The 22,086-nt window shown below is 61.8% G+C and carries 25 protein-coding genes; 8 read left to right on the top strand and 17 right to left on the bottom strand.

What is annotated here, in order from left to right:
• Positions 1 to 70 precede the first annotated feature (70 nt).
• The 4 genes from IG169_RS16765 to pcaD all read right to left on the bottom strand — a co-directional run bounded on the left by IG169_RS16765 (position 71) and on the right by pcaD (position 3,322).
• Complete coding sequence (locus tag IG169_RS16765; protein WP_193177385.1) at positions 71 to 877, bottom strand: GGDEF domain-containing protein; 807 nt, start codon at positions 875 to 877, stop codon at positions 71 to 73.
• A gap of 237 nt (positions 878 to 1,114) precedes the next feature.
• Positions 1,115 to 2,317 (bottom strand): 3-oxoadipyl-CoA thiolase, encoded by a 1,203-nt coding sequence (gene pcaF / locus IG169_RS16760; RefSeq protein ID WP_193177384.1) that lies wholly within the window; start codon positions 2,315 to 2,317, stop codon positions 1,115 to 1,117.
• 2 nt (positions 2,318 to 2,319) lie between these two features.
• The gene (locus IG169_RS16755) at positions 2,320 to 2,478 is read right to left on the bottom strand and encodes a hypothetical protein (RefSeq protein ID WP_193177383.1); all 159 of its coding nucleotides are present in this window, start codon (positions 2,476 to 2,478) and stop codon (positions 2,320 to 2,322) included.
• A gap of 49 nt (positions 2,479 to 2,527) precedes the next feature.
• Positions 2,528 to 3,322, bottom strand: coding sequence for a 3-oxoadipate enol-lactonase (gene pcaD / locus IG169_RS16750; RefSeq protein ID WP_193177382.1), 795 nt, complete (start codon positions 3,320 to 3,322; stop codon positions 2,528 to 2,530).
• Positions 3,323 to 3,405: 83 nt separating this feature from the next.
• On the opposite strand from pcaD, the gene pcaQ reads away from it, so the two are divergent.
• Positions 3,406 to 4,320, top strand: a complete 915-nt coding sequence (pcaQ, locus tag IG169_RS16745) for a pca operon transcription factor PcaQ (RefSeq protein WP_193177381.1) — start codon at positions 3,406 to 3,408, stop codon at positions 4,318 to 4,320.
• Positions 4,321 to 4,338: 18 nt separating this feature from the next.
• Here the strand turns inward: pcaQ and IG169_RS16740 are convergent, their stop codons facing one another.
• Positions 4,339 to 4,635, bottom strand: coding sequence for an ArsR/SmtB family transcription factor (locus tag IG169_RS16740; RefSeq protein ID WP_246717426.1), 297 nt, complete (start codon positions 4,633 to 4,635; stop codon positions 4,339 to 4,341).
• 77 nt (positions 4,636 to 4,712) lie between these two features.
• On the opposite strand from IG169_RS16740, the gene IG169_RS16735 reads away from it, so the two are divergent.
• From IG169_RS16735 to IG169_RS16725, 3 genes are all read left to right on the top strand, one after another.
• Positions 4,713 to 4,937 (top strand): YgaP family membrane protein, encoded by a 225-nt coding sequence (locus IG169_RS16735; protein ID WP_210326074.1) that lies wholly within the window; start codon positions 4,713 to 4,715, stop codon positions 4,935 to 4,937.
• A gap of 58 nt (positions 4,938 to 4,995) precedes the next feature.
• On the top strand, positions 4,996 to 5,880 hold the full coding sequence (locus tag IG169_RS16730; protein WP_193177380.1) for an MBL fold metallo-hydrolase: 885 nt from the start codon (positions 4,996 to 4,998) through the stop codon (positions 5,878 to 5,880).
• A 61-nt stretch (positions 5,881 to 5,941) separates the two neighbouring features.
• Positions 5,942 to 7,690, top strand: coding sequence for a SulP family inorganic anion transporter (locus IG169_RS16725; RefSeq protein WP_193177379.1), 1,749 nt, complete (start codon positions 5,942 to 5,944; stop codon positions 7,688 to 7,690).
• A 22-nt stretch (positions 7,691 to 7,712) separates the two neighbouring features.
• Here the strand turns inward: IG169_RS16725 and IG169_RS16720 are convergent, their stop codons facing one another.
• The 11 genes from IG169_RS16720 to IG169_RS16670 form a co-directional block, all read right to left on the bottom strand.
• Positions 7,713 to 8,984: an NAD(P)/FAD-dependent oxidoreductase gene (locus IG169_RS16720; RefSeq protein ID WP_193177378.1), complete on the bottom strand. Its 1,272-nt coding sequence runs from the start codon at positions 8,982 to 8,984 to the stop codon at positions 7,713 to 7,715.
• Positions 8,985 to 9,021: 37 nt separating this feature from the next.
• Positions 9,022 to 9,774 (bottom strand): cytochrome C, encoded by a 753-nt coding sequence (locus tag IG169_RS16715; protein WP_246717425.1) that lies wholly within the window; start codon positions 9,772 to 9,774, stop codon positions 9,022 to 9,024.
• Between the two features lie 53 nt (positions 9,775 to 9,827).
• Positions 9,828 to 10,922, bottom strand: a complete 1,095-nt coding sequence (locus IG169_RS16710; RefSeq protein WP_193177377.1) for a c-type cytochrome — start codon at positions 10,920 to 10,922, stop codon at positions 9,828 to 9,830.
• A complete protein-coding gene (soxC, locus tag IG169_RS16705; RefSeq protein ID WP_428982260.1) occupies positions 10,906 to 12,117 on the bottom strand; it encodes a sulfite dehydrogenase in 1,212 nt (403 codons plus the stop codon). The genes IG169_RS16710 and soxC overlap by 17 nt, the downstream gene beginning before the upstream one ends.
• A 151-nt stretch (positions 12,118 to 12,268) precedes the next feature.
• Positions 12,269 to 13,963 (bottom strand): thiosulfohydrolase SoxB, encoded by a 1,695-nt coding sequence (gene soxB / locus IG169_RS16700; RefSeq protein ID WP_193177375.1) that lies wholly within the window; start codon positions 13,961 to 13,963, stop codon positions 12,269 to 12,271.
• Positions 13,964 to 14,075: 112 nt separating this feature from the next.
• Positions 14,076 to 14,897 (bottom strand): sulfur oxidation c-type cytochrome SoxA, encoded by an 822-nt coding sequence (soxA, locus tag IG169_RS16695; protein WP_193177509.1) that lies wholly within the window; start codon positions 14,895 to 14,897, stop codon positions 14,076 to 14,078.
• Positions 14,898 to 14,991: 94 nt separating this feature from the next.
• Positions 14,992 to 15,318 carry a thiosulfate oxidation carrier complex protein SoxZ gene (soxZ, locus tag IG169_RS16690; protein ID WP_193177374.1) on the bottom strand — a complete coding sequence of 109 codons (327 nt, stop codon included), beginning with the start codon at positions 15,316 to 15,318 and terminating at the stop codon, positions 14,992 to 14,994.
• A 24-nt stretch (positions 15,319 to 15,342) separates the two neighbouring features.
• Positions 15,343 to 15,798 carry a thiosulfate oxidation carrier protein SoxY gene (gene soxY, locus IG169_RS16685; protein ID WP_193177373.1) on the bottom strand — a complete coding sequence of 152 codons (456 nt, stop codon included), beginning with the start codon at positions 15,796 to 15,798 and terminating at the stop codon, positions 15,343 to 15,345.
• Between the two features lie 23 nt (positions 15,799 to 15,821).
• Positions 15,822 to 16,289: a sulfur oxidation c-type cytochrome SoxX gene (gene soxX / locus IG169_RS16680; protein WP_193177508.1), complete on the bottom strand. Its 468-nt coding sequence runs from the start codon at positions 16,287 to 16,289 to the stop codon at positions 15,822 to 15,824.
• Positions 16,290 to 16,487: 198 nt separating this feature from the next.
• Positions 16,488 to 17,075, bottom strand: a complete 588-nt coding sequence (locus IG169_RS16675; RefSeq protein ID WP_193177372.1) for a thioredoxin family protein — start codon at positions 17,073 to 17,075, stop codon at positions 16,488 to 16,490.
• A gap of 11 nt (positions 17,076 to 17,086) precedes the next feature.
• Positions 17,087 to 17,821 (bottom strand): cytochrome c biogenesis protein CcdA, encoded by a 735-nt coding sequence (locus tag IG169_RS16670; RefSeq protein WP_193177371.1) that lies wholly within the window; start codon positions 17,819 to 17,821, stop codon positions 17,087 to 17,089.
• A 108-nt stretch (positions 17,822 to 17,929) separates the two neighbouring features.
• Here IG169_RS16670 and IG169_RS16665 point away from each other — a divergent pair, with 108 nt between their 5' ends.
• From IG169_RS16665 to IG169_RS16655, 3 genes are all read left to right on the top strand, one after another.
• Positions 17,930 to 18,301: a thioredoxin domain-containing protein gene (locus IG169_RS16665; protein ID WP_193177370.1), complete on the top strand. Its 372-nt coding sequence runs from the start codon at positions 17,930 to 17,932 to the stop codon at positions 18,299 to 18,301.
• Positions 18,302 to 18,369: 68 nt separating this feature from the next.
• A complete protein-coding gene (locus tag IG169_RS16660; RefSeq protein ID WP_193177369.1) occupies positions 18,370 to 18,714 on the top strand; it encodes an ArsR/SmtB family transcription factor in 345 nt (114 codons plus the stop codon).
• Between the two features lie 104 nt (positions 18,715 to 18,818).
• Positions 18,819 to 19,919, top strand: a complete 1,101-nt coding sequence (locus tag IG169_RS16655; protein ID WP_193177368.1) for a YeeE/YedE family protein — start codon at positions 18,819 to 18,821, stop codon at positions 19,917 to 19,919.
• 4 nt (positions 19,920 to 19,923) lie between these two features.
• Here IG169_RS16655 and IG169_RS16650 read toward each other — a convergent pair whose 3' ends face one another.
• Positions 19,924 to 20,850, bottom strand: a complete 927-nt coding sequence (locus IG169_RS16650; protein ID WP_193177367.1) for an MBL fold metallo-hydrolase — start codon at positions 20,848 to 20,850, stop codon at positions 19,924 to 19,926.
• Between the two features lie 115 nt (positions 20,851 to 20,965).
• Between IG169_RS16650 and IG169_RS16645 the strand changes: the two genes are divergently transcribed.
• Positions 20,966 to 22,078, top strand: coding sequence for a YeeE/YedE family protein (locus IG169_RS16645; RefSeq protein ID WP_343225668.1), 1,113 nt, complete (start codon positions 20,966 to 20,968; stop codon positions 22,076 to 22,078).
• The last annotated feature ends 8 nt before the right edge of the window (positions 22,079 to 22,086 follow it).

Here is a 22,086-nt window from a genome sequence, read left to right as displayed (position 1 = left end):
CCGCATCAAACATCGAACGCGCCGGCTGGACAGCAGTCGGCGCGTTTTTCGTTCCGGCCACAGGTTTGGATCAGGATGCGCCCAATGCCGCGGCCACCACCGCCATATCGTTCTTCTGTTCGAGGAAGGACGCCAGGAGCCCCAGCCTCACCTGATCTCGGCCATTCTTCTTGGCCAGATACAGCCGCTGATCGGCGGCCTGGAACAATTCGTCATACGAAGTGCCGCGATCATAAATGATCCCTCCGATGCTCACGGAAAGATCGTACCGGTCGCCGCTCGGCCGGAAGTCGATTTCCCTGACACCCAACCTTATCCGCTCGGCGACGGTCTCGGCCTCCTGCGGCTCGGAATTGGGCAGAAACACGCCGAATTCCTCGCCGCCGATCCGTCCGACGAGGTCTCTCTCGCGAAGATTGGCCTGAAGCGTGTTCGCGATCGATATCAGGGCAGTATCTCCGTTTGCATGTCCAAGCCGGTCGTTGACCAGCTTGAAATGGTCGGCATCGATCACGAGAAAGGCACCGGACGGTACCGGATCCTTCTTGCTCACCGTTTCCAGATAGGCATCGACCAGCATCGTGAATGCGCCCCGGTTAAGAATGCGGGTCAGGCTGTCGGTCGAAGCGATCAGCTCCAGTTCCCTGCGCGCGATATTCAACTGGCGTATCTTTGACGAAAACAGGAAGAGCAGAGGCCCCGCAAGCCCAGTCGGAAGCAGAAAATCAAGCAGTATCTCACTGCGCAAGAGCGGTTCAGAAAAATTCGCGAAATTCGGATAATCGACGAAAAATACGATTGCGATGCATATGATGGTCCCGATGATCGTCGTGCCGTAAACGACGCCGCGCCCCGTCGAGGAAAATGGGTTTTTCATCCGAACCTCCCGGGAAAACCCACTTCAGCCATTGCGATCTCGCGTCTCAATTTCATGACGGCAGCTTACCGCGCACGTGCAATGGAATTGGTTGACGCTTCGGGATTACGCCCACTTACGTAGAGGAAGGGTAAACAAACCCTTTCTGCGGCAAGCCGGAGCGGAATGCGAAACGACGCGCGCCGCGTTCCCGGCAAAACGCGGCGCGTTGTTCGAAATTCGGGAGGCGATCCCGTTCTAGACGGCTTCCAGTGCAATCGCGATGCCCTGCCCGACGCCGATGCACATGGTCGCAAGTGCCCGCTTGACGCCGCGTTCGCGCATTTCGAACGCCGCGGTGCCGGTGATCCTGGCGCCCGACATGCCGAGAGGATGGCCAAGCGCGATCGCGCCGCCGTTCGGATTGACATGCTCGGCATCCTCGGCAATGCCGAGTTCGCGCAGCACGGCGATGCCCTGGCTGGCGAAAGCCTCGTTCAGTTCGATGACGTCGAAATCCTGCGGCGTCAGCCCGAGGCGCGCGCACAGTTTCTTCGTCGCCGGTGCCGGGCCGATGCCCATGATGCGCGGCGGCACACCGGCCGTCGCCCCGCCGAGGACGCGGGCGATCGGCGTCAGGCCGAATTTCTTGACGGCGGCTTCGGAGGCGACGATCAGCGCGGCCGCGCCGTCATTGACGCCCGATGCGTTGCCCGCCGTGACGCTTCCGCCTTCGCGGAACGGCGTGCGCAGCTTGGCCAACGCCTCCATCGAGGTCTCGCGCGGATGTTCGTCCTTGTCGACGACCACCGGGTCGCCCCTGCGTTGCGGGATCGTCACCGGGACGATTTCCTTGGCAAGACGGCCGTTTGCCTGTGCGGCGAAGGCCTTGGCCTGCGAGCGTAGCGCGAAAGCGTCCTGGTCCTCGCGCGATACGTTGAAGTCCTCGGCGACGTTCTCGCCGGTCTCCGGCATAGAGTCGATGCCGTATTGCTTCTTCATCACCGGATTGACGAAACGCCAGCCGATCGTCGTGTCGTGGATCTCGGCATGGCGTGAAAAGGCGCTATCCGCCTTCGGCATGACGAAAGGCGCGCGCGACATCGATTCCACGCCGCCGGCAATCGCCATTTCGATCTCGCCCGCCTTGATGGAGCGTGCCGCCATGATGACCGCGTCCATGCCCGACCCGCAGAGCCGGTTGATCGTCGTGCCGGGAACCGTGTGCGGAAGCCCGGCCAGCAACAGGCTCATCCGCGCCACGTTGCGATTGTCCTCGCCGGCCTGGTTGGCGCAGCCGTAATAGACCTCGTCCACCGCCTCCCAGTCGAGGCCGGAATGACGCTCCATCAGTGCCTTCAGCGGCGTCGCGCCGAGATCGTCGGCACGAACCGGTGAGAGCGAACCGCCAAAGCGGCCGATCGGTGTACGGATGTAATCGCAGATATAGGCTTCGGACATGTTTATGCTGCCTCTTTCTTTTTGCCTTCGTGAGTGGCTTTTATGCGCGCCTTGAGGTCCCGCAGGGTTTTGAGTTCCTGCGCCGTCGGCGCAGGCGTCTCGTCGAATTTAGTGGCGAATTTCATCGTCCAGCCGCTGGCGGTGATCGCCGCCGTCTGCATGGCCGAAGCTGGCGAAAAAGTCGACCATTTCCAACATGTCGCGATCGCCTCAATCGGAAAGACCGGAGATGAACGCGCGGATCATCGCGACCAGCGTCTCCGGCTGCTCAATGCACGGCAGGTGCCCTGCTCCTCCGATAACCTCGTAGCGGGCGGCGGGTATCAGCTTCGCCATGGCGAGAACGAGTTCCGGTGGCGTTGAGCCGTCCCGATCGCCGACGACGCACAACGTCGGCACGCCGATCTGTTTCGCCTCGTTCGTGTAGTCGCAATCACGCAGCGCGGCGCAGGTGCCTGCATAGCCGGCGACGGGCGAGCGCGTCAGCATGTTACGGTAGCCGGCAAATTCCGGATTGTCGTCGCGCCGGAAATCAGGCGTGAACCAGCGTTCCAGGATGCCGTCGGCAAGCGCGGCGATACCGTCCTGTTCCACCGTCTCGATGCGCGCGTTCCAGGATGTCGCATCGCCGATCTTCGGCGCCGTATCGCACAGGATCAGCGCCCGCACGAGGTCCTTGCGCCGTGCATAGAGCCCCTGCGCGATCATGCCGCCAACGGACAGGCCGCAGATGATCGCCTGCTTCACCTGAAGATGGTCGAGCAATGCTTCCAGGTCGGAAACGTGGTCGTCCATGGAATACGGCGTCTCGCCGATATCCGACAGGCCGTGGCCGCGCTTGTCATAGGTAACGATGGCATAGTCGCCGGCCAGCCGCACGATGACATCCCGCCAGATGCGGAAATCGCAACCGAGCGAATTCGCGAACACGAGCACCGGTTTGCCGGCGGGAGCGCCGATGGTCTGGTAGTGGATCGTTACGCCGTTGAGCAACGCGAACTGCATGTGGAGCCCTCCGTTTCGCGATATTGCATATCCATATCGAAATTAATAATACGAATAATGAACTAATCCATATCGGAATCGCAATGGATAAGCTTTCCCGCATCAAGTTACGCCATCTTGAGACATTCATGGAGGTGGCACGCCACGCAAGCGTCAGCCGCGCTGCCGAGAGCCTTGCCCTGACTCAGCCCGCGGTAACGCGGACGATCCGGGAGCTGGAGGCGATCTGCGGCAAGCCCCTCGTCGCACGCGACGGTCGCGGCATCCGCGTTACGCCATATGGCGAAGTGTTCCTGCGCCACGCCGGCCGCAGCCTGTCCGCCGCGCGCAGCGGTATCGAGGCGCTCGACCAGCTCGATCTGACCGAGGCTACACCGATCCGCATCGGCGCGCTGCCGACAGTTTCGGCGACCGTCATGCCGGAAGCGGTCGCCGAATTCCTGGCGACGGGAACCCGCAACCGCCTGGGGATCGTCACCGGCGAGAACCGTGTCCTGCTGGACCAGTTGCGCACCGGCGAACTCGATCTCGTGATCGGCCGCCTGCCGGCGCCCGAAAACATGCAGGGGCTCGTTTTCGAACCGCTCTATCGCGACAAGGTCGTCTTCGTCATTCATGGCGACCATCCGCTTGCCGGCAGACGGCGGATCGCGGCCGGTGAGATGCAGGATTTTCCGGTCCTGGTGCCGCAGGTCGGCTCCATTATCCGGCCTTATGTCGACAGGGTTTTCATCGAGCAGGGCTTTCCCTGGCCACGCAAGGCAATCGAGACGGTGTCCGATTCCTTCGGCCGCGCCTTCGTGCGCCGGCACAAGGCGATCTGGATCATCTCGCGCGGCGTCGTCGCATCGGAAATCGAAAACGGAGAATTCGCGGTTCTGCCGGTCGATACGGAACAGACTATGGGGTCGGTCGGACTGAACATGCGCGCCGAGCAGGAATTGCCGCCCGGCGCCGAGATTTTCGCCGACATCGTGCGCCGGCTCACGGTCAGTTGAACAGACCGTTCGTTTGCCTTAGCTGCAGTAGATGCCGTTCAGCGTCTTCAGAACCGATTCAACCTCGTCGCCCTGCAGGGAGTAGAAGATCGTCTGCGCGTCACGCCGCGTCTTCACGAGGTTGGAGTCACGCAGTTTCTTGAGGTGATGCGATATCGCCGGCTGTGTCAGGCCGGTTTCGTCCGCAAGGCTCAAGACACTGCGTTCGCCTTCCATCAGGAGGCAAAGAATCCTCAGACGCTGATGGTGCGCCATCATTTCCAGCAGCTTGGAGGCATCGAGTATCTTTTCCTCGAAGGCCTTCATGTCCATCATTTTATATTCGCGCTCTTGCATATTCATAATCGCAAATATATGTGAGGTTGCGTCACTTAGCAAGCCAGAGGCACCGAATGTTCATCAATCCGAATCTGGGCAGAATCGACCGGTTGATCCGCTTCGCAATCGGTGTGTTTTTGATCGCGACGCCCTACCTATTTTCCGATGCGGCTCTCTGGGAGAGTCCAGTCGCACGCTGGGGCATCCCGATCGTGGGAACGGTCCTGGTGCTGACAGCGTTCCTGCGGTGTTGCCCGATCTATCGCCTGTTCGGTGCCAGCACGTGCAGGCTGGGCTGAACCCGGAAACCGCAGCACTGTGAAACCGGCTCATATTTCGAGGAAAAAGGAGACGCAGATGTCGAACTATCCCGTGAACATGGATGTCGAACCCGAGATCAAGGCTTTCTTCGACCCGGCGACCAACACGATCAGCTACTGCGTCAAGGATCCGGATAGCGACGCCTGCGCCATTATCGATTCCGTCATGGATATCGACTACGCGGCAGGCCGGATCACCTATGCCCACGCCGACGCGCTGATCGACCATGTCAGGACGAACGGCCTGAAGCTGGAATGGATCATCGAGACCCACGTTCACGCCGATCACCTCTCTGCCGCACCCTACATTCAGCAGAAGCTCGGCGGCAAGATCGGCATCGGCGACAAGATCATGGTCGTCCAGGACACCTTCGGTAAGATCTTCAACGAAGGCACCGAGTTCCAGCGCGACGGATCTCAGTTCGATGCCCTGTTCAAGGACGGCGACACCTACCAGATCGGTTCCATGCAGGCATTCGCCATGTACACGCCCGGCCATACGCCGGCCTGCATGACGCATGTGATCGGCAATGCCGCCTTTGTCGGCGACACGCTGTTCATGCCCGACGGCGGCTCCGCACGTGCCGATTTCCCGGGCGGCGACGCCGGCACCCTCTACGACTCCATCCAGAAGGTTCTCGCCCTTCCCGACGACATGCGCCTGTTCATGTGTCACGACTACGGCCCCAACGGCCGTGACATCCAGTGGGAGACGACGGTCGGCGACGAGAAGGCGCACAACATTCATGTCGGCGGCGGCAAGACGAAGGAAGAATTCGTCCGAATGCGTACCGAGCGCGACGCGACGCTCGACATGCCGAAGCTCATCATCCCGTCGCTGCAGGTCAACATGCGCGCCGGAGAGGTACCGACCGACAAGGACGGTCGTCCGATGCTGAAGGTTCCGGTCAACGGACTCTGAGGACACACCGGCAAACCGGGCGGCGGCTGGCCGCCGGCCCGGGACAACAAGGGGCCGTGACATGAGGGGCAACGGGCTGTCGGCATTCAAGCGTTATCTGCCGATCCTCGACTGGGGGCGTGACTACGACCGCGGCGTTTTCGCCAACGACATGCTGGCGGCGGTGATCGTCACGATCATGCTGATCCCGCAATCACTCGCCTACGCGCTTCTGGCAGGCCTGCCCGCGCAGATGGGCATCTATGCCTCCATCCTGCCGATCGTCCTCTACGCGATCTTCGGCACCAGCCGGGCACTGGCCGTCGGCCCGGTCGCGGTGGTGTCGCTGATGACGGCGGCGGCCGTCGGCAACGTCGCCCAGCAGGGCACACCCGAATATGTGACGGCGGCGATTACGCTTGCCTTCCTGTCCGGCGTCTTCCTGCTCGGGCTCGGTCTGTTCCGGCTCGGCTTCCTCGCCAATTTCCTGTCCCATCCCGTCATTGCCGGCTTCATCACCGCGTCGGGCATCATTATCGCGACCAGCCAGCTCAAGCATATCCTCGGCGTCAAGGCGTCGGGTCACAACCTGCTCGAACTCCTGGTCTCGCTGTTTGGCCAGATCGGCGCAATCAACTGGACCACTTTCGTCATTGGCGCCGCAGCTACCGCGACCCTGTTCTGGGTGCGCAAGGGGCTGAAACCGCTGCTGACCGCCAGGGGGGTCAAGCCGCGCATGGCCGACATCGCGGCGAAATCCGGCCCGGTCGCCGTCGTCGCCATCACGACATTCATCGCTTGGGCGTTCTCGCTTGCCGAGCACGGCGTACGAACGGTCGGCACGATTCCCCAAGGACTTCCGCCGCTCACCGCCCCGTCCTTTTCGCCCGATCTTTGGGCAAGCCTCGTCGGCTCGGCGGTGCTGATCTCGATCATCGGCTTCGTGGAATCGGTTTCCGTCGCCCAGACGCTTGCCGCCAAGAAACGCCAGCGCATCGATCCCGACCAGGAATTGATTGGCCTCGGCATGGCGAACATGGGTGGCGCGCTGACCGGCGGTTACCCGGTCACTGGCGGTTTTTCCCGCTCGGTCGTGAACTTCGACGCCGGGGCGGAAACGCCGGCCGCCGGCGCCTTCACCGCGATGGGCCTGCTGATGGCCTCGCTGTTCCTGACGCCGTTGCTCTACCATTTGCCGCAGGCGACGCTGGCCGCGACCATCATCGTCGCCGTCCTGTCGCTGGTGGATTTCTCGATCCTGAAGAAAACCTGGGCCTATTCGCGCGCCGACTTCGCCGCAGTCTCTGTGACCATCCTCGCCACCCTGGGGCTCGGCGTCGAGATCGGCGTCACCATGGGCGTCGCGCTGTCGGTCCTGATCCATCTCTACCGCTCGTCGCGCCCGCATATGGCCGTCGTCGGCCAGGTGCCGGGCACCGAGCATTACCGCAACGTGCTGCGCCACGATGTCATCACAGACGACAGGATCCTGACACTGCGCGTCGACGAGAGCCTTTATTTCGCCAATGCCCGCTATCTCGAGGACCGCATCTACGACATGGTCGCCGCGCGCCCGAAGCTCAAACACGTGATCCTGATGTGCCCGGCCGTCAACGAGATTGACATGAGCGCGCTTGAATCGCTGGAAGCCATCAACGAGCGGCTGAAGGAACTCGGCGTCCAGTTTCACCTCAGCGAGGTCAAGGGCCCGGTCATGGACCGGCTCAGGCGCTGCGACTTCTTCAGCCACCTGAACGGCAAGGTCTTCCTCAGCCAACACCAGGCCGTGCATACTCTAGTTGCCGAGACAGAGGCTGCCGCCGCGGAATAGAGCGGGCCGTCGGCGAGTCCCGTCAGCCGAAGATATCGGTCGTGATCCCCTTGTACCAGCCGACCGATTCCTCATAGTTCGCCTTGCGCGTGGCGGGATCCTCGTCGGTCTGGCTGATGAACGAATGCGTCGAGACGATCCTGCCATCCTGCGGCACGTATTGCGCACCCACTTTCACCGCATCATCGGTTTCGATCAGGCTCCAGCAGGTGTTCGAATACCGCGCCGGGAACACCTTTGAGCCTGTCAGTTCGCCGCGAATGGTCATCGCCGCAACCTTCGCCTGGCTGTTTGCCCCGAATGCCGATTTCGGCATCGCGCCGGCAATCGAGGCGTCGCCGAGGACGTAGATATTCTCATCCTCCGTCGAGCGCATTGTTTCCCCGTCGATCGGGCAGAACCCGCTCTCGTCCGTCAGCCCTGCCTGGGAGGCGATGGCGCCGGCCTTTTGCGCCGGGATGATGTTGAGAAGATCGCCCCTGAACGTGTCGAGATCCGTCTCGACGGTTCCGGCCACCACGTCGACCGCGCCGATACCGCCATGCACCGTCGGGCCGTACCACTCGATCATGCCGGGATAATATTTCTCCCAGCCTTCCTGGAAGAGACCCTGTTTCGAAAACTTTTCCTTCGGATCAAGGATGATGATTTTCGCGTCGACGCCATTCGATTTCAAAAGATGCGCCATCATCGAGGCGCGTTCATACGGCGCGGGTGGACAGCGATAGGGGTTCGGCGGCGGGACGATCACGATCTGCTGGCCGTTCTCGATAGCGTCGAGTTCGGCCTTCAGCAGCAGCGTCTGCGGCCCGGCCTTGTACGCATGCGGCGCGATCTCCGCCGCTTCCTCGGAATAGCCTTCGACGGAATCGTAGATCAGATCGATCCCCGGCGAGATGACGAGGCGGTCATACGGGATCGTCGAACCGTCAGCCATGCGCACGGTCCGCGCATCCCGGTCGACCGCCACGGCCATCCCCGTGACCTTGGTGATCCCGTAATCCGATTCCAGCTTGTCATAAGAATGGGTAATCGAGTCGAAACTCCGGTATCCGCCGAGAAAGAGGTTCGAGAAGAAGCAGGTCGTGTATTGCTCCGCAGGGTCGATCAGCGTGACGTCGATCGCCCCTTCTGAATCCTTGGCGATATAGCGCGCCGCCGTCGCGCCGCCCGGGCCGCCGCCGACGACCACCACTTTCGGCTTCTCCTGCGCCCGCAGGTAGCGAGGCAGCGCGAGCGTTGCGGTCCCGGCGCCCGCCAGCAGGCCGAAACGGCGTCTGGTGATCGTGGTCATTGAAATCCTCCCTGTGGTTGCGCCGGACACCAGCACATTATTGCGGTTCGAGCCCGGAAAAATAGGCCGCGAGCGCCGCGATCTCCTCATTGGCGAGGTTGGAAACGCGCAGTTTCATCACTTCGTTGCTGCGCACATTGGTCTTGTACTCGAAAAGTGCTCGCACGAAGTAGGCGCGCGGCAGGCCGACAATCGACGGAATGCCGTCGGCATGGCCCGATGCCTGGTGGCATGTCACACATTCGCCGGCAAGATATTCGCCATAATCCGGGTCGCCCTCCATCGCGAGCACGATATCGGCAAAGCTTGCGGGCGGTGCGCCACTGGCGGCTGCCGGTTCCGAACCGGGCTTGCCGGGCGCGCTTGCCGAAACAGCCGCGAGCCATTCGATCAAGGTGGAGCGGTTTTTCGCATCGCTCATGCCGCGAAATGACATGCGGTTACCCGGAACGAAATCGCTCGGTTTTGCGAGATAGGAATCGAGCGTTTCACGCGTCCATTTGAGACCGCTCTCGCCGGCCGCGCGCATTGCCATGGAATAGTTGAAGCCGTCGATCGAGCCGGCGATGCGGCCGATGATCCCGTCGAGATGCGGGCCGACCTTGTGGCGGGCACCCTCGCCCACCTCGTGACATTTCGTGCACAGGAAAAAAAGACGCTCGCCAGCAGGATCCGTAAGATCGCTGGCAAGCGCCTGGGAGGAAACAGTCGGAAGCAGAGCGAGACAGAGGCCGAGCGAAATCTTCGTCACGGATCGGACGAACGGGATATTTCGAAGCCCTATGCGCATCGGCCTCCTCTCCCGGGCCGGCATGGCCCCGTGCCGGAGGACGCTCTGCCTCCCTAGTCGATACCGCCGCCGGTGTTTTCTTCGTCACTGTCGGGCGTCACGTCCAGCACGCGGGCTGTCATGGTGATCTCGACCGGACCCGGCTTGCAGTCCTTCATGCATGGCTCTTTCTTCTCCGCGTATTGCGGCTCCTGAGCGCGGTCATCCTCTTTGAAATTCGCCTCGTTCGGAAGATGGATATCGGTGAAGTTCTCGTTGGAGAGCTCGAAATCCTCGTCCGTGACGATGTCGTTGAGATAGAGCAGATAGGCCGTGATAGCATAAACGTCGTCATCCGACAGCGAACGCGCATTGCCGAAAGGCATCGCCCGGCGCACATAGTCGTAGACGGTCGACAGATACGGCCAGTACGAACCGATCGTCTTCACCGGACGGTCATCGGTCAGCGTGTCCTGACCGCCGGCAAGCACCGGCCAGCGTCCAACGCCCTCGCCGAAGTCGCCATGGCAGACCGCGCAATTCTCGGTGAACAGCACTTCGCCATCGGCGACCGTGCCCTTGCCGACCGGAAGGCCGAGCCCGTCAGGCCGCACATCCATGTCCCAGGCCGCGACCTCGTCATCGGTCGCAAGGCGGCCAAGTCCGAATACGCCTTCATGATCGGGCAGCGGAGCGTCGGCGGCGGCAGCCGGCTTTTCCGCCATCGCCACTTCGGTACCGCCCGATGCAGCGGCTTCGCCCTCGGCCGGCGCCTCCGCGGCGCCTTCGGAGAAGGTTTTCAAGTAGGCGATGACATTGGCGACGTCGGTCGATTTGCGCAGACCGGCGAATGCCATCTTGGTGCCCTTGACGAGATCCTTCGGCTTGACGAGGAAATGCGTCAGCGTCTGCTCGTCCCAGACCATTCCGCCCTCGCCCGCAGCGACCATGGCGGCGGAATATTTGAAGCCGTCAACAGTGCCGGCCGTGCGCCCGAGCAACTCGTTGAGCTCCGGGCCGACCCGGCTTTTTGCGCCTTCGCCGATCGAGTGACAGGCCGCGCATTTGCGGAACACCTTTGCGCCTTCCTCGGGATCGCCGGCGAATGCCGGAGCCGCGACGGCGGCGATGGTCGCGGTCAGAAGCGCCGCCTTAAGATACTTCAACATTCTCAACCACTCCGTCGCCTTTGACATGCCAGGTCTGTATGCCGTTGTTGTGATAGATCGAATTGGTCCCGCGCACGGCACGCAACTCGTTCTTGGTCGGCTGGATGAAACCGGCTTCGTCCATCGCGCGGGACTGGATCAGCAGCGGCGAACCATCCCAGTCGAAATCGAAGTAGAAACGGTGCAGCGCCTTGGACAGGCTCGGCCCGTCAAGGCGCGCCGTCTGCCAGTTGCGCCCGCCGTCGAGCGAAACGTCGACGCGCGTGACCTTGCCGTTGCCCGACCATGCAAGACCGCTGATCACGGTGCGGCCGCGGCCATGCGTGATCGGCGCCTGCGGGCTCGGGCTGGTGATCACCGACTTGACGTCCATCACCCAAGTGTGGCGGCGCGCTGTGCCGTCCGGCAACAGATCGGTGTATTTCGAGGTCTCCTCGCGCTGCGCCCAAGGCTCGTCGCCGACTTCGATGCGGCGCAGCCACTTGACCCACATATTGCCTTCCCAGCCCGGCACGCACAGTCGGATTGGGTAGCCCTGCTCCGGCCGAAGCGCCTCGCCATTCATCTTGAAGGCGACGAGGCAATCTTCGAGCGCCTTTTCCATCGGGATCGAGCGGGTCATCGCCGCCGCATCGGCGCCCTCGGCGAGCACCCATTTGCCGTTGGTTTTGACGCCGGCTTCTTCGAGCAGGTATTTCAGGGGAACGCCGGTGTAGACGACGCAGTGAACCATGCCATGCGTGAACTGGCAGCCGTTCAGCTGGGCGCCGCGCCATTCCATGCCGGAATTGGCCGCGCATTCCAGAAAGTAGACACGGTTTTCACGCGGGAAACGCTTCAGGTCGTCCATGGTGAAGACGAGCTGCTTGTCGACCAGGCCGTTGATCATCAGCCGGTGCTCGGCGGGATCGATGATCGCGGTGCCGCCATGGTGGCGCTCGAAACAGACCCCGTTCGGCGTGATGATGCCATCGAGATCATGCAGCGGTGTGAAGTTGATCGACGAGACCGGGTCCGCGGTCAGCCATGGAACGTCGCGCCGTACCACATGCGCCTCGAATTCCGACGGCTGGCCGTAAGGCGCAGCGTCGACGCCGTCGCCGAGATAGCGGTTCCAGTCCTGCACCTCGGTAATCGCCGGATCGCCCGCGGCACGCGCGGTTGCGGCCGCGGCGAGCGTCGCGCCACCGGCGATTCCTGCCTGCAGGAACCGGCGTCGCGAGGCCGCCTTCTTGTCCAGATTTTCCCTTGATTGCTTGCTCACACGTCCCTCCAGGATCGCTGACATATTCAGTTTTTTCTATATATCAGGAAAAAACACGCTTGTCGAATGCGCATTTGCTTCGTCAGGCTTCGACGATGACCGAGGTGTTTTCCTGCAACTGAACCACCGGGTTCTTCTGCAGATAGCCTTCGACCACGTCCCAGATCGCCGAACCTTCGGTGCCTTCGTTGACCGAGGCCCAGCCTGCGACCGCGTATTCCTTGTCTGCTTCGATCGCCTCGCCTGTCTTGAGAAGCGTCATGTCGGAAATGCGCGAACCCATCTGTTCGTGGACGTTGATCCGGTAGCCCATGCCGCCGATACGCACCATGTCGCCGCCCTGCTGGTAATAGGGATCGGTGTTGAACAGATTGTCGGCGACGTCCTCGATGATGTCCTTGATCAACGAGCCCGTCATCATCGAGCGATAGGCGGCCGGATAGGTCATCGAGGTCGCATTATGCAGATCTTCCACGGTGATCGACTGCCCCGGCAGCAGGCTTGTGCCCCAGCGGAAACCGGGCGACAGCGCGATGTCGGCCTCGCGTTCGGACAGCAGCGCATCGCAGATCAAGTCATCGAATGTGCCGTTGAAGTTGCCGCGGCGGTAAAGCAGCGAGTCCGTCTTGCCGAGTTCGCGCGCCAGTTCCGTCTCGTAGGGCGCGCGCACCTTGTCGATCAGCGCCGCCATGTCCGCATCCGGCGTGATGACGTCGGAGAAGATCGGTATCAGCTTGTATTTGTAGCCCTGGACGCCGCCGTCGCGCACGTCGAGATCGACGCGGCTGACGAACTTGCCGTTCGATCCCGAGGCGATCACCAGCGTGTCGTTGACGATTACCGGTTCGGGCAGTGCGTCATGCGTGTGGCCGGTCAGGATGACATCGATGCCGTCGACCCGCGAGGCGAGCTTGCGATCGACATCGAAACCGTTATGCGACAGGAGCACGACGACATCCGCCCCCTCCTCGCGCGCTGCCTCGACATTGGCAATGACGTCTTCCTCTCGGATGCCGAACGACCAGTTCGGGAACATCCAGCGCGGATTGGCGATCGGGGTATAGGGGAAGGCCTGGCCGATGACGGCGACACGCACGCCGCCCTTGTCGAAAATCTTGTAGGCTTCGAAGGCCGGTTCGTTCCACTCGGCGTCATAGATGTTGCCGCCGAGGAACGAGAACGGCAGGCTTTCGACCAGTTCGGTCACCCGGTCCGCGCCATAGGTGAATTCCCAGTGCCCGGTCATCGCGTCGGGCATCAGCGTATTCATCAGCTCGACCATGTCGGAGCCCTGCGTCTGCAGCGACGTGTAGGAACCCTGCCAGGTGTCGCCACCGTCGAGCAGCAGCACGTTGTCGTCGCCACGTTCGCCACGGATACGCTTGATGACCGTCGCGACACGGTCCAGCCCGCCCATCTTGCCATAGGCCTTGGCGAGCGACACGAAGTCCTCCGAGGTCAGCGCATAGGCGTGCGGCGTGCCCGGCTCGATATTGTAGAGCTTCAGAAAGTCCATGCCGGTGACATGCGGCGGAAGCCCGGTCGCCTCCCCGACGCCCAGATTGATCGAAGGCTCGCGGAAATAGAGCGGCTTTATCTGTGCGTGAATGTCGGTGATGTGGATGAGGGTGACATTGCCCGTCGCGTCGAACGAAAGAAGTTCGTCTTCGGTCAGCGCCTGCTGCGCCATGGCGCGAGACCATTGACCAACCATTCCAGGGCCAGCAACGGCGGCTGCGGCAACGGATGCCATGAGGAATTCGCGACGTGAGAACATGTCAGTCCAACTCCGGACAATAAAAGCCCGTCCGGCCGCCAGCCAGAGGAACTTTCAGGATCAATGTGTATGACCGGGGCAAACCGCCCCGGCCGGTTATCGCTGCCCCGGATTACTGCCGGACGGCAGGCGTTTCGACCGAAAGGCCGGTACCGCGCCAAGTCACATAGACCTCAAGCGCCATCAACTCGTCCGAGAAGGCGGCCGGCATTTCGGCACGCGTATCGCGGATGCAGCCGCGGAAGCGGTTGTGCACGGAAACCAGCGCACCCTGCTTCAGACGGTAGGTCGGAAAGCCGTTGATCTGCCCCTGGCTGAGGTGGTCGGCACGAATGAACTGGCCATTGTGGTCCTCGTGGCAGGTCGCACACGACAGGTTCAACTGGCCCGTTCGCGTGTAGTACATCTCCTTGCCCTTTTCCCACCACGACTGCATGTCGCCCTGGGAAAGGTCGATGGAGACCGGCGTGCCGAGCGACTGCCGCTTGATATAAGCGGTCAGCGGCTTCTGGCCACCCTTGTCGAACTTGTAGGCTTCCGCGCCCATACGTTCGGTACGACACTTGTTGATCTGCAGCTCGATGTTGATCGGACGGCCGGATTCGGCATCCCATTTGGGGAAATGCGCGCCGACATCCTTCATCGATTCTGCCGCATCACCATGGCAGCTCGCGCACGACTTGCCTTCGGTGCCCTCGACCGTGTTCCAGATCTGCTCGCCATCCTCGACACCGAGCATGCCCGGATTCTCGAAGGAGTCGGTTTCCAGAGCACGGGTTTCGACCGTGCGGTAGTGCCAGCCCGAAATCAGTTCATCGAGTGGGTGCCCCTCGGGCGGGGCAGTCCGCGTCGTCATTTCGATTTCCCCGTCGATGACCAGCTTTTCATCGACAGGACCGCCGGCGACGGCTGCAGTGCTGAGCGCCCCAGCCATCGCGATTGCAGCTACACTTACGAGATATTGCTTTTTCAATGCGTTTCCTCCCGGCAAAGGTGACGGCCTGCCCTCCCAGCGCAGACCATGCGCTTTACTTGAGCGCGATTTCCTGTTCATGCGTGTAGACGGATCCGTCGTCATCCACCCATGCGAACTTGAACGTCCCCGCCTCGTTGACCTTGGCCGTAAACTCCAGATAGGGGTTTGCGGACACGGCCGGATCGAGATCGCACGAGAACACCGTCTGCCCGTTGAACTCGCAGGTGAACTTGTTGATGATCTTGCGCGGGATAGGATTGCCTTCCTTGTCCTTGCGCTGCCCCGATTCCATCGGATGGCTGATCAATGTCTTGATGGTGATAACCTCGCCCGCGGACGCGGACTTCGGCACTTTGACGCGTGGTTTAACCGTTGCCATTTCTTTTCTAACCTCCGATTTCGATCAGCCGCCGCAGCCGCCGATGGTCACCTTGACTTCTTTTTTGTCCATGAACACACCGCCCTTGCTCGTCTTCGCGACAGCGATGACATTCTGGGTCTTGGCGAGCCGCATGCGCGTCGTGGCCGAAGCCTCGCCACTCAGCGGCGTGAAGTTGAAGGTGATGACTTCCGGCGACGGATTGCCGTCGGCGTAAATCGCGACCGACGTCACGTAGTCGTCATCGGTCATCGGGCTGTCCACGGATACCGAAATCGGAACGGTGTTGCCGTTTTCCGCGATCTCGGGCGCATCCAGCGTGATCGTGCCCGTTGCGGGCTCTGCGCCACCTGCGAATTCCTTGACTTTCGCCATTGCGTCTTCGGCCGACGCAGCGGCAGGACCCGTCCGCATGCCGGCGGCGACCCCGATGGCTGCGCCCACCGACAAGGTGAGCATCGAACGCCGTGTGAGTGTCATTATGTGTCTCCTTCCTTGGAAGATCATTCTTTCAGCGTCGCGAGATATGCGACGACATCCTCAACCTGCTGCGCCGTCAAAATCGTCTTGCCCACCAGGTCCTTGCGGACATGCACGCCGACATCCAGCGAGTAGAAGCCGGGCATGATGGTGTCTTTGGTGAAGACAGCCTTCGAATTGACGACGATCGCGCGCAGTTCCTCCGGCGACCAGCGGTCGGCGACGCCATCGAGCGACGGACCGACATCACCGTGGAAAAGCTGCTCGCTCTGGTCACTGACCGCATGGCAGGCAAGGCAGTTCCCGAGTTTGCGGTTTGCGAAGATCTTGCGGCCTTCGGCAGCATCGCCCGCCCCGCCAGTCAGCGAAGCCGAAACCATGTTGTCTTCGATTTTGACGTCCTGCGGCGCCATTTCACTGCTGTACGCAACTGCTGTCGACGCCATTACGGCCGCCGCTGCAACAAGCCATGTCCTTGCTTTGATAACCATGGGCAATCGTTCCTCCTCCTTGCCGGACACTCCTCCGAAAGCACCCGTATCGCGGGCACTCCCTGCTGGAAAGCCACCCTGTCGGGCGAAACTATCCAAAACGCTGACATCATTCAATGCATAAATATGATTTTTTGAATATTTTTTCTGCGGGCATTTCCGGGGTTTTCCGCGTCATGATCCCGATTGTGACCAGCATCAGTTCTCCACCGGCTCCGCGCCACCATGGCGCTCCCGATACCGGCGATTGTAGTACGTCTGGAACCCCTCGTCGCCTTCGTAGCCCTTATCGTTCACCCAGATAAACATCTCCAGGAAGGTGCCCTTCTTGAACGCGCCGGGCATCATCGCCACTGCTGCCTGCGCGGCATCGATACCTTCCGGCGGATCTTCCGGCATGAACATGACCGTCGGGGTAAAAAGCAGGCGCCATTTCCGCGCGGCCGCCTTTTCGGTCAGGACTTCCCCGTCGGTATCCGTGACTTCCTCGGAGCCGTGCAGGTTGTACTGCACCACCATGAAGTGCTCCTTGATGTAGTCGCGCACCTCCGGGTCCTGCAGGAGGACTTCATGCACTTCCTTGCAATAAATGCATCCGCGCTGCTCGACGATCAGCGCGAGACGCTTGCCGTTTTCCTTCGCGGTCGCGATATCCTCGGCGATATCCTTGAAGGTGAGCGAGAACCAGTCTTCCTTGTGGAGACCGTCGTCACCGATTTCAACGGCCGCGGCGGGAACGGCGAACGCCATGAATGCAAGGCTTGCCAGGGCAATCAATCGTCTCATCTCAGCTCCTCCTATCCAACGGTAGCAAATCCGGGAAATGTGTCGAGTAACCATTGCGCGATTCGCGACATCTGCCCCGTGATGAAAAGAATGCCGGTCAGCACGAGCAACGCGCCCATGGCTTTTTCTACGGTTCCCATGTACCGCTTGAAGCGGTTGGCCCAGCCGATGAAGCGGCTCGCAAAGACTGCGGCAAGCAGGAATGGCAGGCCGATCCCGAGCGAATAGACGGCGAGAAGCCCGGCGCCGCGCAGCGCCGTGTCCTCGGAACCGGCAATGAAGAGAATCGCCGCGAGGACCGGGCCGACGCACGGCGTCCAGCCGAAAGCGAAGGCCAGCCCCATCACATAGGCGCCGACGACCCCCGCCGGCTTCTTGCGCACATCCACCCGCGCCTCGCGGTAAAGCAGCGCGATGCGGAAAACGCCGAGGAAATGCAGGCCCATGATGACGATGATGATGCCGGCGATGATCGACAGCATGTCGAAATACTGCGCGATTGCCTGGCCAACGAAACTTGCCGTCGCGCCAAGCGCGACAAAGACCGTGGAAAAGCCGAGAACGAAGGCAACGGCAGAGATGATGATGCGGCGCGCCCGCTCACGTTCCATTTCCGCGCTCTGCAGGTCGGAAAAGGATACGCCGGCGAGATAGGCCAGATATGGCGGGACGATTGGCAGCACACAGGGCGAAACGAATGATAGCAAGCCCGCAAGAAATGCGGCGCCAAAGCCGATATCGAACACGTGTGACCTCCCCAAGTCTCGCCCGTTCCTGTAAGATCGGGCTGTTAAATATGCACACAATGCGATATGTAAATGGAAATCAAGTCCTGTGAAACGCGGAACAGCCGGATGCGCCGTTTTTTGAAAACATTCCTGTTTGTCGCGGTCGCCGCCGCCGTGGCGCCACAGTCTGCCATGGCCGCCGAACTGGTGATGTTCGAACAGGCCGGCTGCGCTTGGTGCCTGCGCTGGAACAAGGAGATCGGCCCGGCTTATCCCAACACGCCGGAAGCAAAGATCGCGCCGCTGCGCCGCGTCGATATCCACGACCCCCTGCCCGCCGACCTTGCGGGCATCCGTGTCGAACGCTTCACGCCGACATTCGTGCTGGTAGACAACGGCAAGGAAATCGGACGGATGCGCGGATATACCGGTGATCAGTTTTTCTGGTTTCTGCTCGGAGAGATGCTGGAAAAGCTCAATACGCCGAAGGCCGGTTGACGCGGACTGTAAAAACCGCAAACGAGTAGCTATATTCATGCCAGCAAGTTGAAAATCGGAACAGATTCATGCCTCTGCCAAAATTCATCCCGGACATGGATGCCGCCGACGCCAATGCGTTGATCGAACAGGCGCGCGTGGCAAGCGACCTCCTGAAAGCGCTCTCCCACGAGACGCGTCTCCTGATCCTGTGCATTTTGTCCGAAGGAGAGAAATCGGTCTCGGAACTGGAAGAGATCCTGTCGATGCCGCAGGCCGCGGTTTCGCAGCAGCTGGCGCGGCTCAGATTCGACCGTCTGGTGCACACGCGGCGCGAAGGCCGGATGATCTATTATAGCGTCGCGGGCAAGGAAGTCGCCTCCGTCGTCGAGACACTCTACGAGCTGTTCTGCCGCCCGGTGCGCAAGGTGTAGCGAAAGCCAGCAAGGCCCGTCCTCCACGGCCGCCTTGCCAATCCCCGGGAAAACGGGCAATTTCGAAAAAAAAATGCGCCGTCAGAAGCGCGGGAGGAATCAGGATGCTTTTACTGGAAAGCGCCTGGTCGCTGCCAGTGGCCGGCCTCGTTATCGGCTCGATCATCGGATTTGCGGCGCGGCGATATCATTTCTGCACCATGTCGGCGCTCGAGCGCCATTGGTATGCCGGCGACAGTTCCGGCGTGCGCGCCTGGGTGCTTGCCGCCGCGGTCGCCCTTGCGCTGACCCAGTCGATGATCGCGCTCGGATGGATCGACGTATCCTCGAGCTTCTATCTGACCGAACCGCTGCCCGTCGCCGGCACGATCCTCGGCGGCGTCATGTTCGGCATCGGCATGGCGCTGGTCGGCACATGCGGTTTCGGCGCCATCATCCGGCTCGGCGGCGGCAACATGCGCGCGCTCGTCGTGTTGACGGGCATCGCGCTTGCAGCGCTCGCGGCCCAGCGCGGCCTGACCGGCCATGCGCGCCTGGCACTGATCGACCCGCTGTCCATCGATTTCGGCGGACTTGGCGGCCAGTCGGCCGGCGCGATCCTCTCCAGTCTCACCAGTTTCGATCTCTCCTTCCCGCTCGCCATCGTCACTGCCACCGGCCTGTTTTTCTGGGTGTTTCGCGATGCCGCCTTCCGGCGCAACCGCGAACGGATGATCTCGGGCGCCATTATCGGCGCGGGCATCGCCGCCGGCTGGTTCGTCACGTCGCAATTGTCACAGCACCTTTTCGAACCCGTACAGCTTGAAGCCGGGTCTTTCGTCATGCCGCTCGGCGACGCAATGCTGCAGATCATCACCGTCACCGGAGTACTGCCGGACTACGGTGTCGGCCTCGTCGGCGGCGTGCTGCTCGGCGCGACGCTGAGCGCATGGCGGTCGAACGACATGCGCTGGGAAGCCTGCGACGATGCCCGCGAACTGAGCCGGCATCTGCTCGGTGCGTTCCTGATGGGAACCGGCGGCGTGTTCGCGCTTGGCTGCACCATCGGTCAGGGAGTCAGCGCCGTATCCGTGATGGCGCTGTCGGCGCCGATCGCAATGATAAGCATCGCCTTCGGCGCACGCCTCGGCCTCGGCTATCTGGTCGAGGGATCGGCCTTCGGCTTCATGCGCCGGCAGGGTCACGGCAACATGCCGGCGGAGTGACGGCCTAAGCCGCCACGAACCGGTAGGCCGTACCGTCCTTCTCGACCCGTCCGATGCCGCCTTCCGGCAGGTGGAAACCGATAAAACGCGTCTGTTCCTGTGCCAGCCGGTCGAGCAGCTTGGTGCGCGTCGCGATTCCCATCTCCGTATCCTGATCCGAGCCCGACGGCCATTCGGGATGCGCGAAAGAAATCACCGCGCTGGTCGCGGCATCGCCGATCACTGTCACGCTGTCGCTGCCGTCATGGATCGCGAATGATGTATGCCCCGGCGTATGGCCGGCCGTGTCGATAGCCTCGATACCCGGCAGCACCTCGTCACCGTAATTGAAGAAGCTGATCACGTCCTCCAGCGCGGCAAGCCGGTTCTGCGCCCCGACGACGAAGGTCTTCCGCGCCTCGGGCATCTTTGCCAGCGTGTCATCCGCGCGCCAGTAGTCCCATTCCACCTGGTTGATGAAATAGTTCGCCTCCGGGAAAATGAACTCGTCGAAATCGTCGAGCAGCCCCCAGATATGATCCGGATGGGCATGCGTGAACACGACATCGGTGACATCTTCGGGAGCGATCCCGGCGGCATCGATATTGTCGAGGATCTTGCCGGCGCTCGGCATGAAATTCGGGCCCGAACCGACATCGAACAGGACAACCCGGTCGCCGTCCTTCAGCACGGTCACATTGCACGGAGGCTCGACCGCGTCGGTGCCCAGCCCGGCCGCCTCGAGCAGCGCGATGAGGTCCTCGCGCGGCACGTCGGGAAACGCGAAATCGAGCGGCAGGACGAGGTTGCCATCGCTGACCGTCGTGACCGTCTTCGAACCGAGCGCGATGTCGGCAACCGCCCGCCCGCTCATGCCGGGCACGAAAGGCAGGGCCGAGGCGACGCCGAGCACTGCCAGTGCCTCGCGCCGCGTCATTTTTTTCAAGCTCATTGCGTTCCTCCCGCATTCAAAACATAGCTACATTTGAATATATGCGTATCAACTTGATCAAGGTCAACGTCAAGGCCTGGCTCCTGGTTCATCAGTTTTCCAAGAGGGTTTGCCCATGGACATGTTGGCATCGGTTCTGATTGCTGTTGTCGACCGGATCGGCGAGGACTGGACGCTTGTTCTGGGGGGCGCGATCGTCGGTGCTTTGTTTGGCGCGTTCGCGCAGCAGAGCCGGTTCTGTCTTCGCGCCGCCACCGTCGAGTTCTCGCGCGGTCGCATCGGCGAGAAAACGACTGTATGGCTTGTCGTCTTCACCGCCGCGGTTTTCGGCACGCAGGCCCTGTCAGTCGCCGGCATGCTGAACACGAGCGAGGCGCGCCAAATCGCCTCGCCACAGAGCCTGTCCGGCGCGGCGATCGGCGGGTTGCTGTTCGGCAGCGGCATGATCCTGGCGCGTGGCTGCGCCAGCCGGCTGCTCGTCCTGTCCGCCACTGGCAATCTGCGCGCACTTCTGTCGGGTCTGGTCTTCGCCGTCGTCGCCCAGGCGAGCCTGCACGGCTTCCTGTCGCCGCTGCGCGAAGCGCTTGCCCGACCACTGACAACGATCGTGATCGGCGGCAACGATCTTCTCGCCATGACGCATCTCGATACGATCCAGGCCGTGACGGCGGCCGGCATCGCGCTCGTATTGTCGGTCATCGTCGCCACCAGGCAACATGTGAATCCCTGGCGTGCCGCTGCCGCTTTCATGGTCGGCATGATGGTGCCCGCCGCCTGGCTGTTCACCCATCTCATGGGCGGTGTCGCATTCGAGCCGGTCCAGATGAATTCGCTGACCTTCACCGGTCCCTCGGCCGACACGCTAATGCTGTTCCTCACCCCGCCCGGCTCGATGCTCGATTTCAACGTCGGTCTCGTACCCGGCGTGTTTATCGGCGCCTTTCTCGCCGCCTGGCTCACCGGTCAGTTGCAGTTGCAGGGCTTCCATGACGGCCAGTCGATGCGGCGCTATCTCCTCGGTGCTGCGATGATGGGATTCGGCGGCATGCTGGCGGGCGGCTGTGCGGTCGGCGCGGGCGTCACCGGTGCATCCGTATTCGCCATGACGGCCTGGGTGGCCCTGTTCGCCATGTGGCTGTCGGCCGGCGTGACCGACTGGATAGTCGATCGTCACATTGAAAAGCCGGCTGTCCGAGAGCCGGCTCTTGAAACCCATCCTGCCGAGTAGGGAAAGCT

The organism is Oricola nitratireducens, assembly GCF_014904745.1.
GTDB lineage: Bacteria > Pseudomonadota > Alphaproteobacteria > Rhizobiales > Rhizobiaceae > Oricola > Oricola nitratireducens.
The sequence above is the reverse complement of the archived record's forward strand: the minus strand, read 5'-3'. Positions and strand labels throughout refer to the sequence as shown.

What these genes read in the sequence shown, in the direction of transcription:
- soxY (WP_193177373.1), bottom strand. Translation starts at nt 15,798, where the DNA reads ATGACACTCACACGGCGTTCGATGCTCACCTTGTCGGTGGGCGCAGCC.
- IG169_RS16655 (WP_193177368.1), top strand. Translation starts at nt 18,819, where the DNA reads ATGCTTTTACTGGAAAGCGCCTGGTCGCTGCCAGTGGCCGGCCTCGTT.
- pcaF (WP_193177384.1), bottom strand. Translation starts at nt 2,317, where the DNA reads ATGTCCGAAGCCTATATCTGCGATTACATCCGTACACCGATCGGCCGC.
- soxX (WP_193177508.1), bottom strand. Translation starts at nt 16,289, where the DNA reads ATGGTTATCAAAGCAAGGACATGGCTTGTTGCAGCGGCGGCCGTAATG.
- IG169_RS16715 (WP_246717425.1), bottom strand. Translation starts at nt 9,774, where the DNA reads ATGCGCATAGGGCTTCGAAATATCCCGTTCGTCCGATCCGTGACGAAG.
- IG169_RS16710 (WP_193177377.1), bottom strand. Translation starts at nt 10,922, where the DNA reads ATGTTGAAGTATCTTAAGGCGGCGCTTCTGACCGCGACCATCGCCGCC.
- IG169_RS16675 (WP_193177372.1), bottom strand. Translation starts at nt 17,075, where the DNA reads ATGAGACGATTGATTGCCCTGGCAAGCCTTGCATTCATGGCGTTCGCC.
- pcaQ (WP_193177381.1), top strand. Translation starts at nt 3,406, where the DNA reads ATGGATAAGCTTTCCCGCATCAAGTTACGCCATCTTGAGACATTCATG.
- IG169_RS16740 (WP_246717426.1), bottom strand. Translation starts at nt 4,635, where the DNA reads ATGATGGACATGAAGGCCTTCGAGGAAAAGATACTCGATGCCTCCAAG.
- soxZ (WP_193177374.1), bottom strand. Translation starts at nt 15,318, where the DNA reads ATGGCAACGGTTAAACCACGCGTCAAAGTGCCGAAGTCCGCGTCCGCG.
- soxA (WP_193177509.1), bottom strand. Translation starts at nt 14,897, where the DNA reads ATGGCTGGGGCGCTCAGCACTGCAGCCGTCGCCGGCGGTCCTGTCGAT.
- IG169_RS16735 (WP_210326074.1), top strand. Translation starts at nt 4,713, where the DNA reads ATGTTCATCAATCCGAATCTGGGCAGAATCGACCGGTTGATCCGCTTC.
- pcaD (WP_193177382.1), bottom strand. Translation starts at nt 3,322, where the DNA reads ATGCAGTTCGCGTTGCTCAACGGCGTAACGATCCACTACCAGACCATC.
- IG169_RS16730 (WP_193177380.1), top strand. Translation starts at nt 4,996, where the DNA reads ATGTCGAACTATCCCGTGAACATGGATGTCGAACCCGAGATCAAGGCT.
- IG169_RS16765 (WP_193177385.1), bottom strand. Translation starts at nt 877, where the DNA reads ATGAAAAACCCATTTTCCTCGACGGGGCGCGGCGTCGTTTACGGCACG.
- IG169_RS16725 (WP_193177379.1), top strand. Translation starts at nt 5,942, where the DNA reads ATGAGGGGCAACGGGCTGTCGGCATTCAAGCGTTATCTGCCGATCCTC.
- soxB (WP_193177375.1), bottom strand. Translation starts at nt 13,963, where the DNA reads ATGTTCTCACGTCGCGAATTCCTCATGGCATCCGTTGCCGCAGCCGCC.
- IG169_RS16660 (WP_193177369.1), top strand. Translation starts at nt 18,370, where the DNA reads ATGCCTCTGCCAAAATTCATCCCGGACATGGATGCCGCCGACGCCAAT.
- IG169_RS16650 (WP_193177367.1), bottom strand. Translation starts at nt 20,850, where the DNA reads ATGAGCTTGAAAAAAATGACGCGGCGCGAGGCACTGGCAGTGCTCGGC.
- IG169_RS16645 (WP_343225668.1), top strand. Translation starts at nt 20,966, where the DNA reads ATGGACATGTTGGCATCGGTTCTGATTGCTGTTGTCGACCGGATCGGC.
- IG169_RS16755 (WP_193177383.1), bottom strand. Translation starts at nt 2,478, where the DNA reads ATGCAGACGGCGGCGATCACCGCCAGCGGCTGGACGATGAAATTCGCC.
- IG169_RS16720 (WP_193177378.1), bottom strand. Translation starts at nt 8,984, where the DNA reads ATGACCACGATCACCAGACGCCGTTTCGGCCTGCTGGCGGGCGCCGGG.
- IG169_RS16665 (WP_193177370.1), top strand. Translation starts at nt 17,930, where the DNA reads ATGCGCCGTTTTTTGAAAACATTCCTGTTTGTCGCGGTCGCCGCCGCC.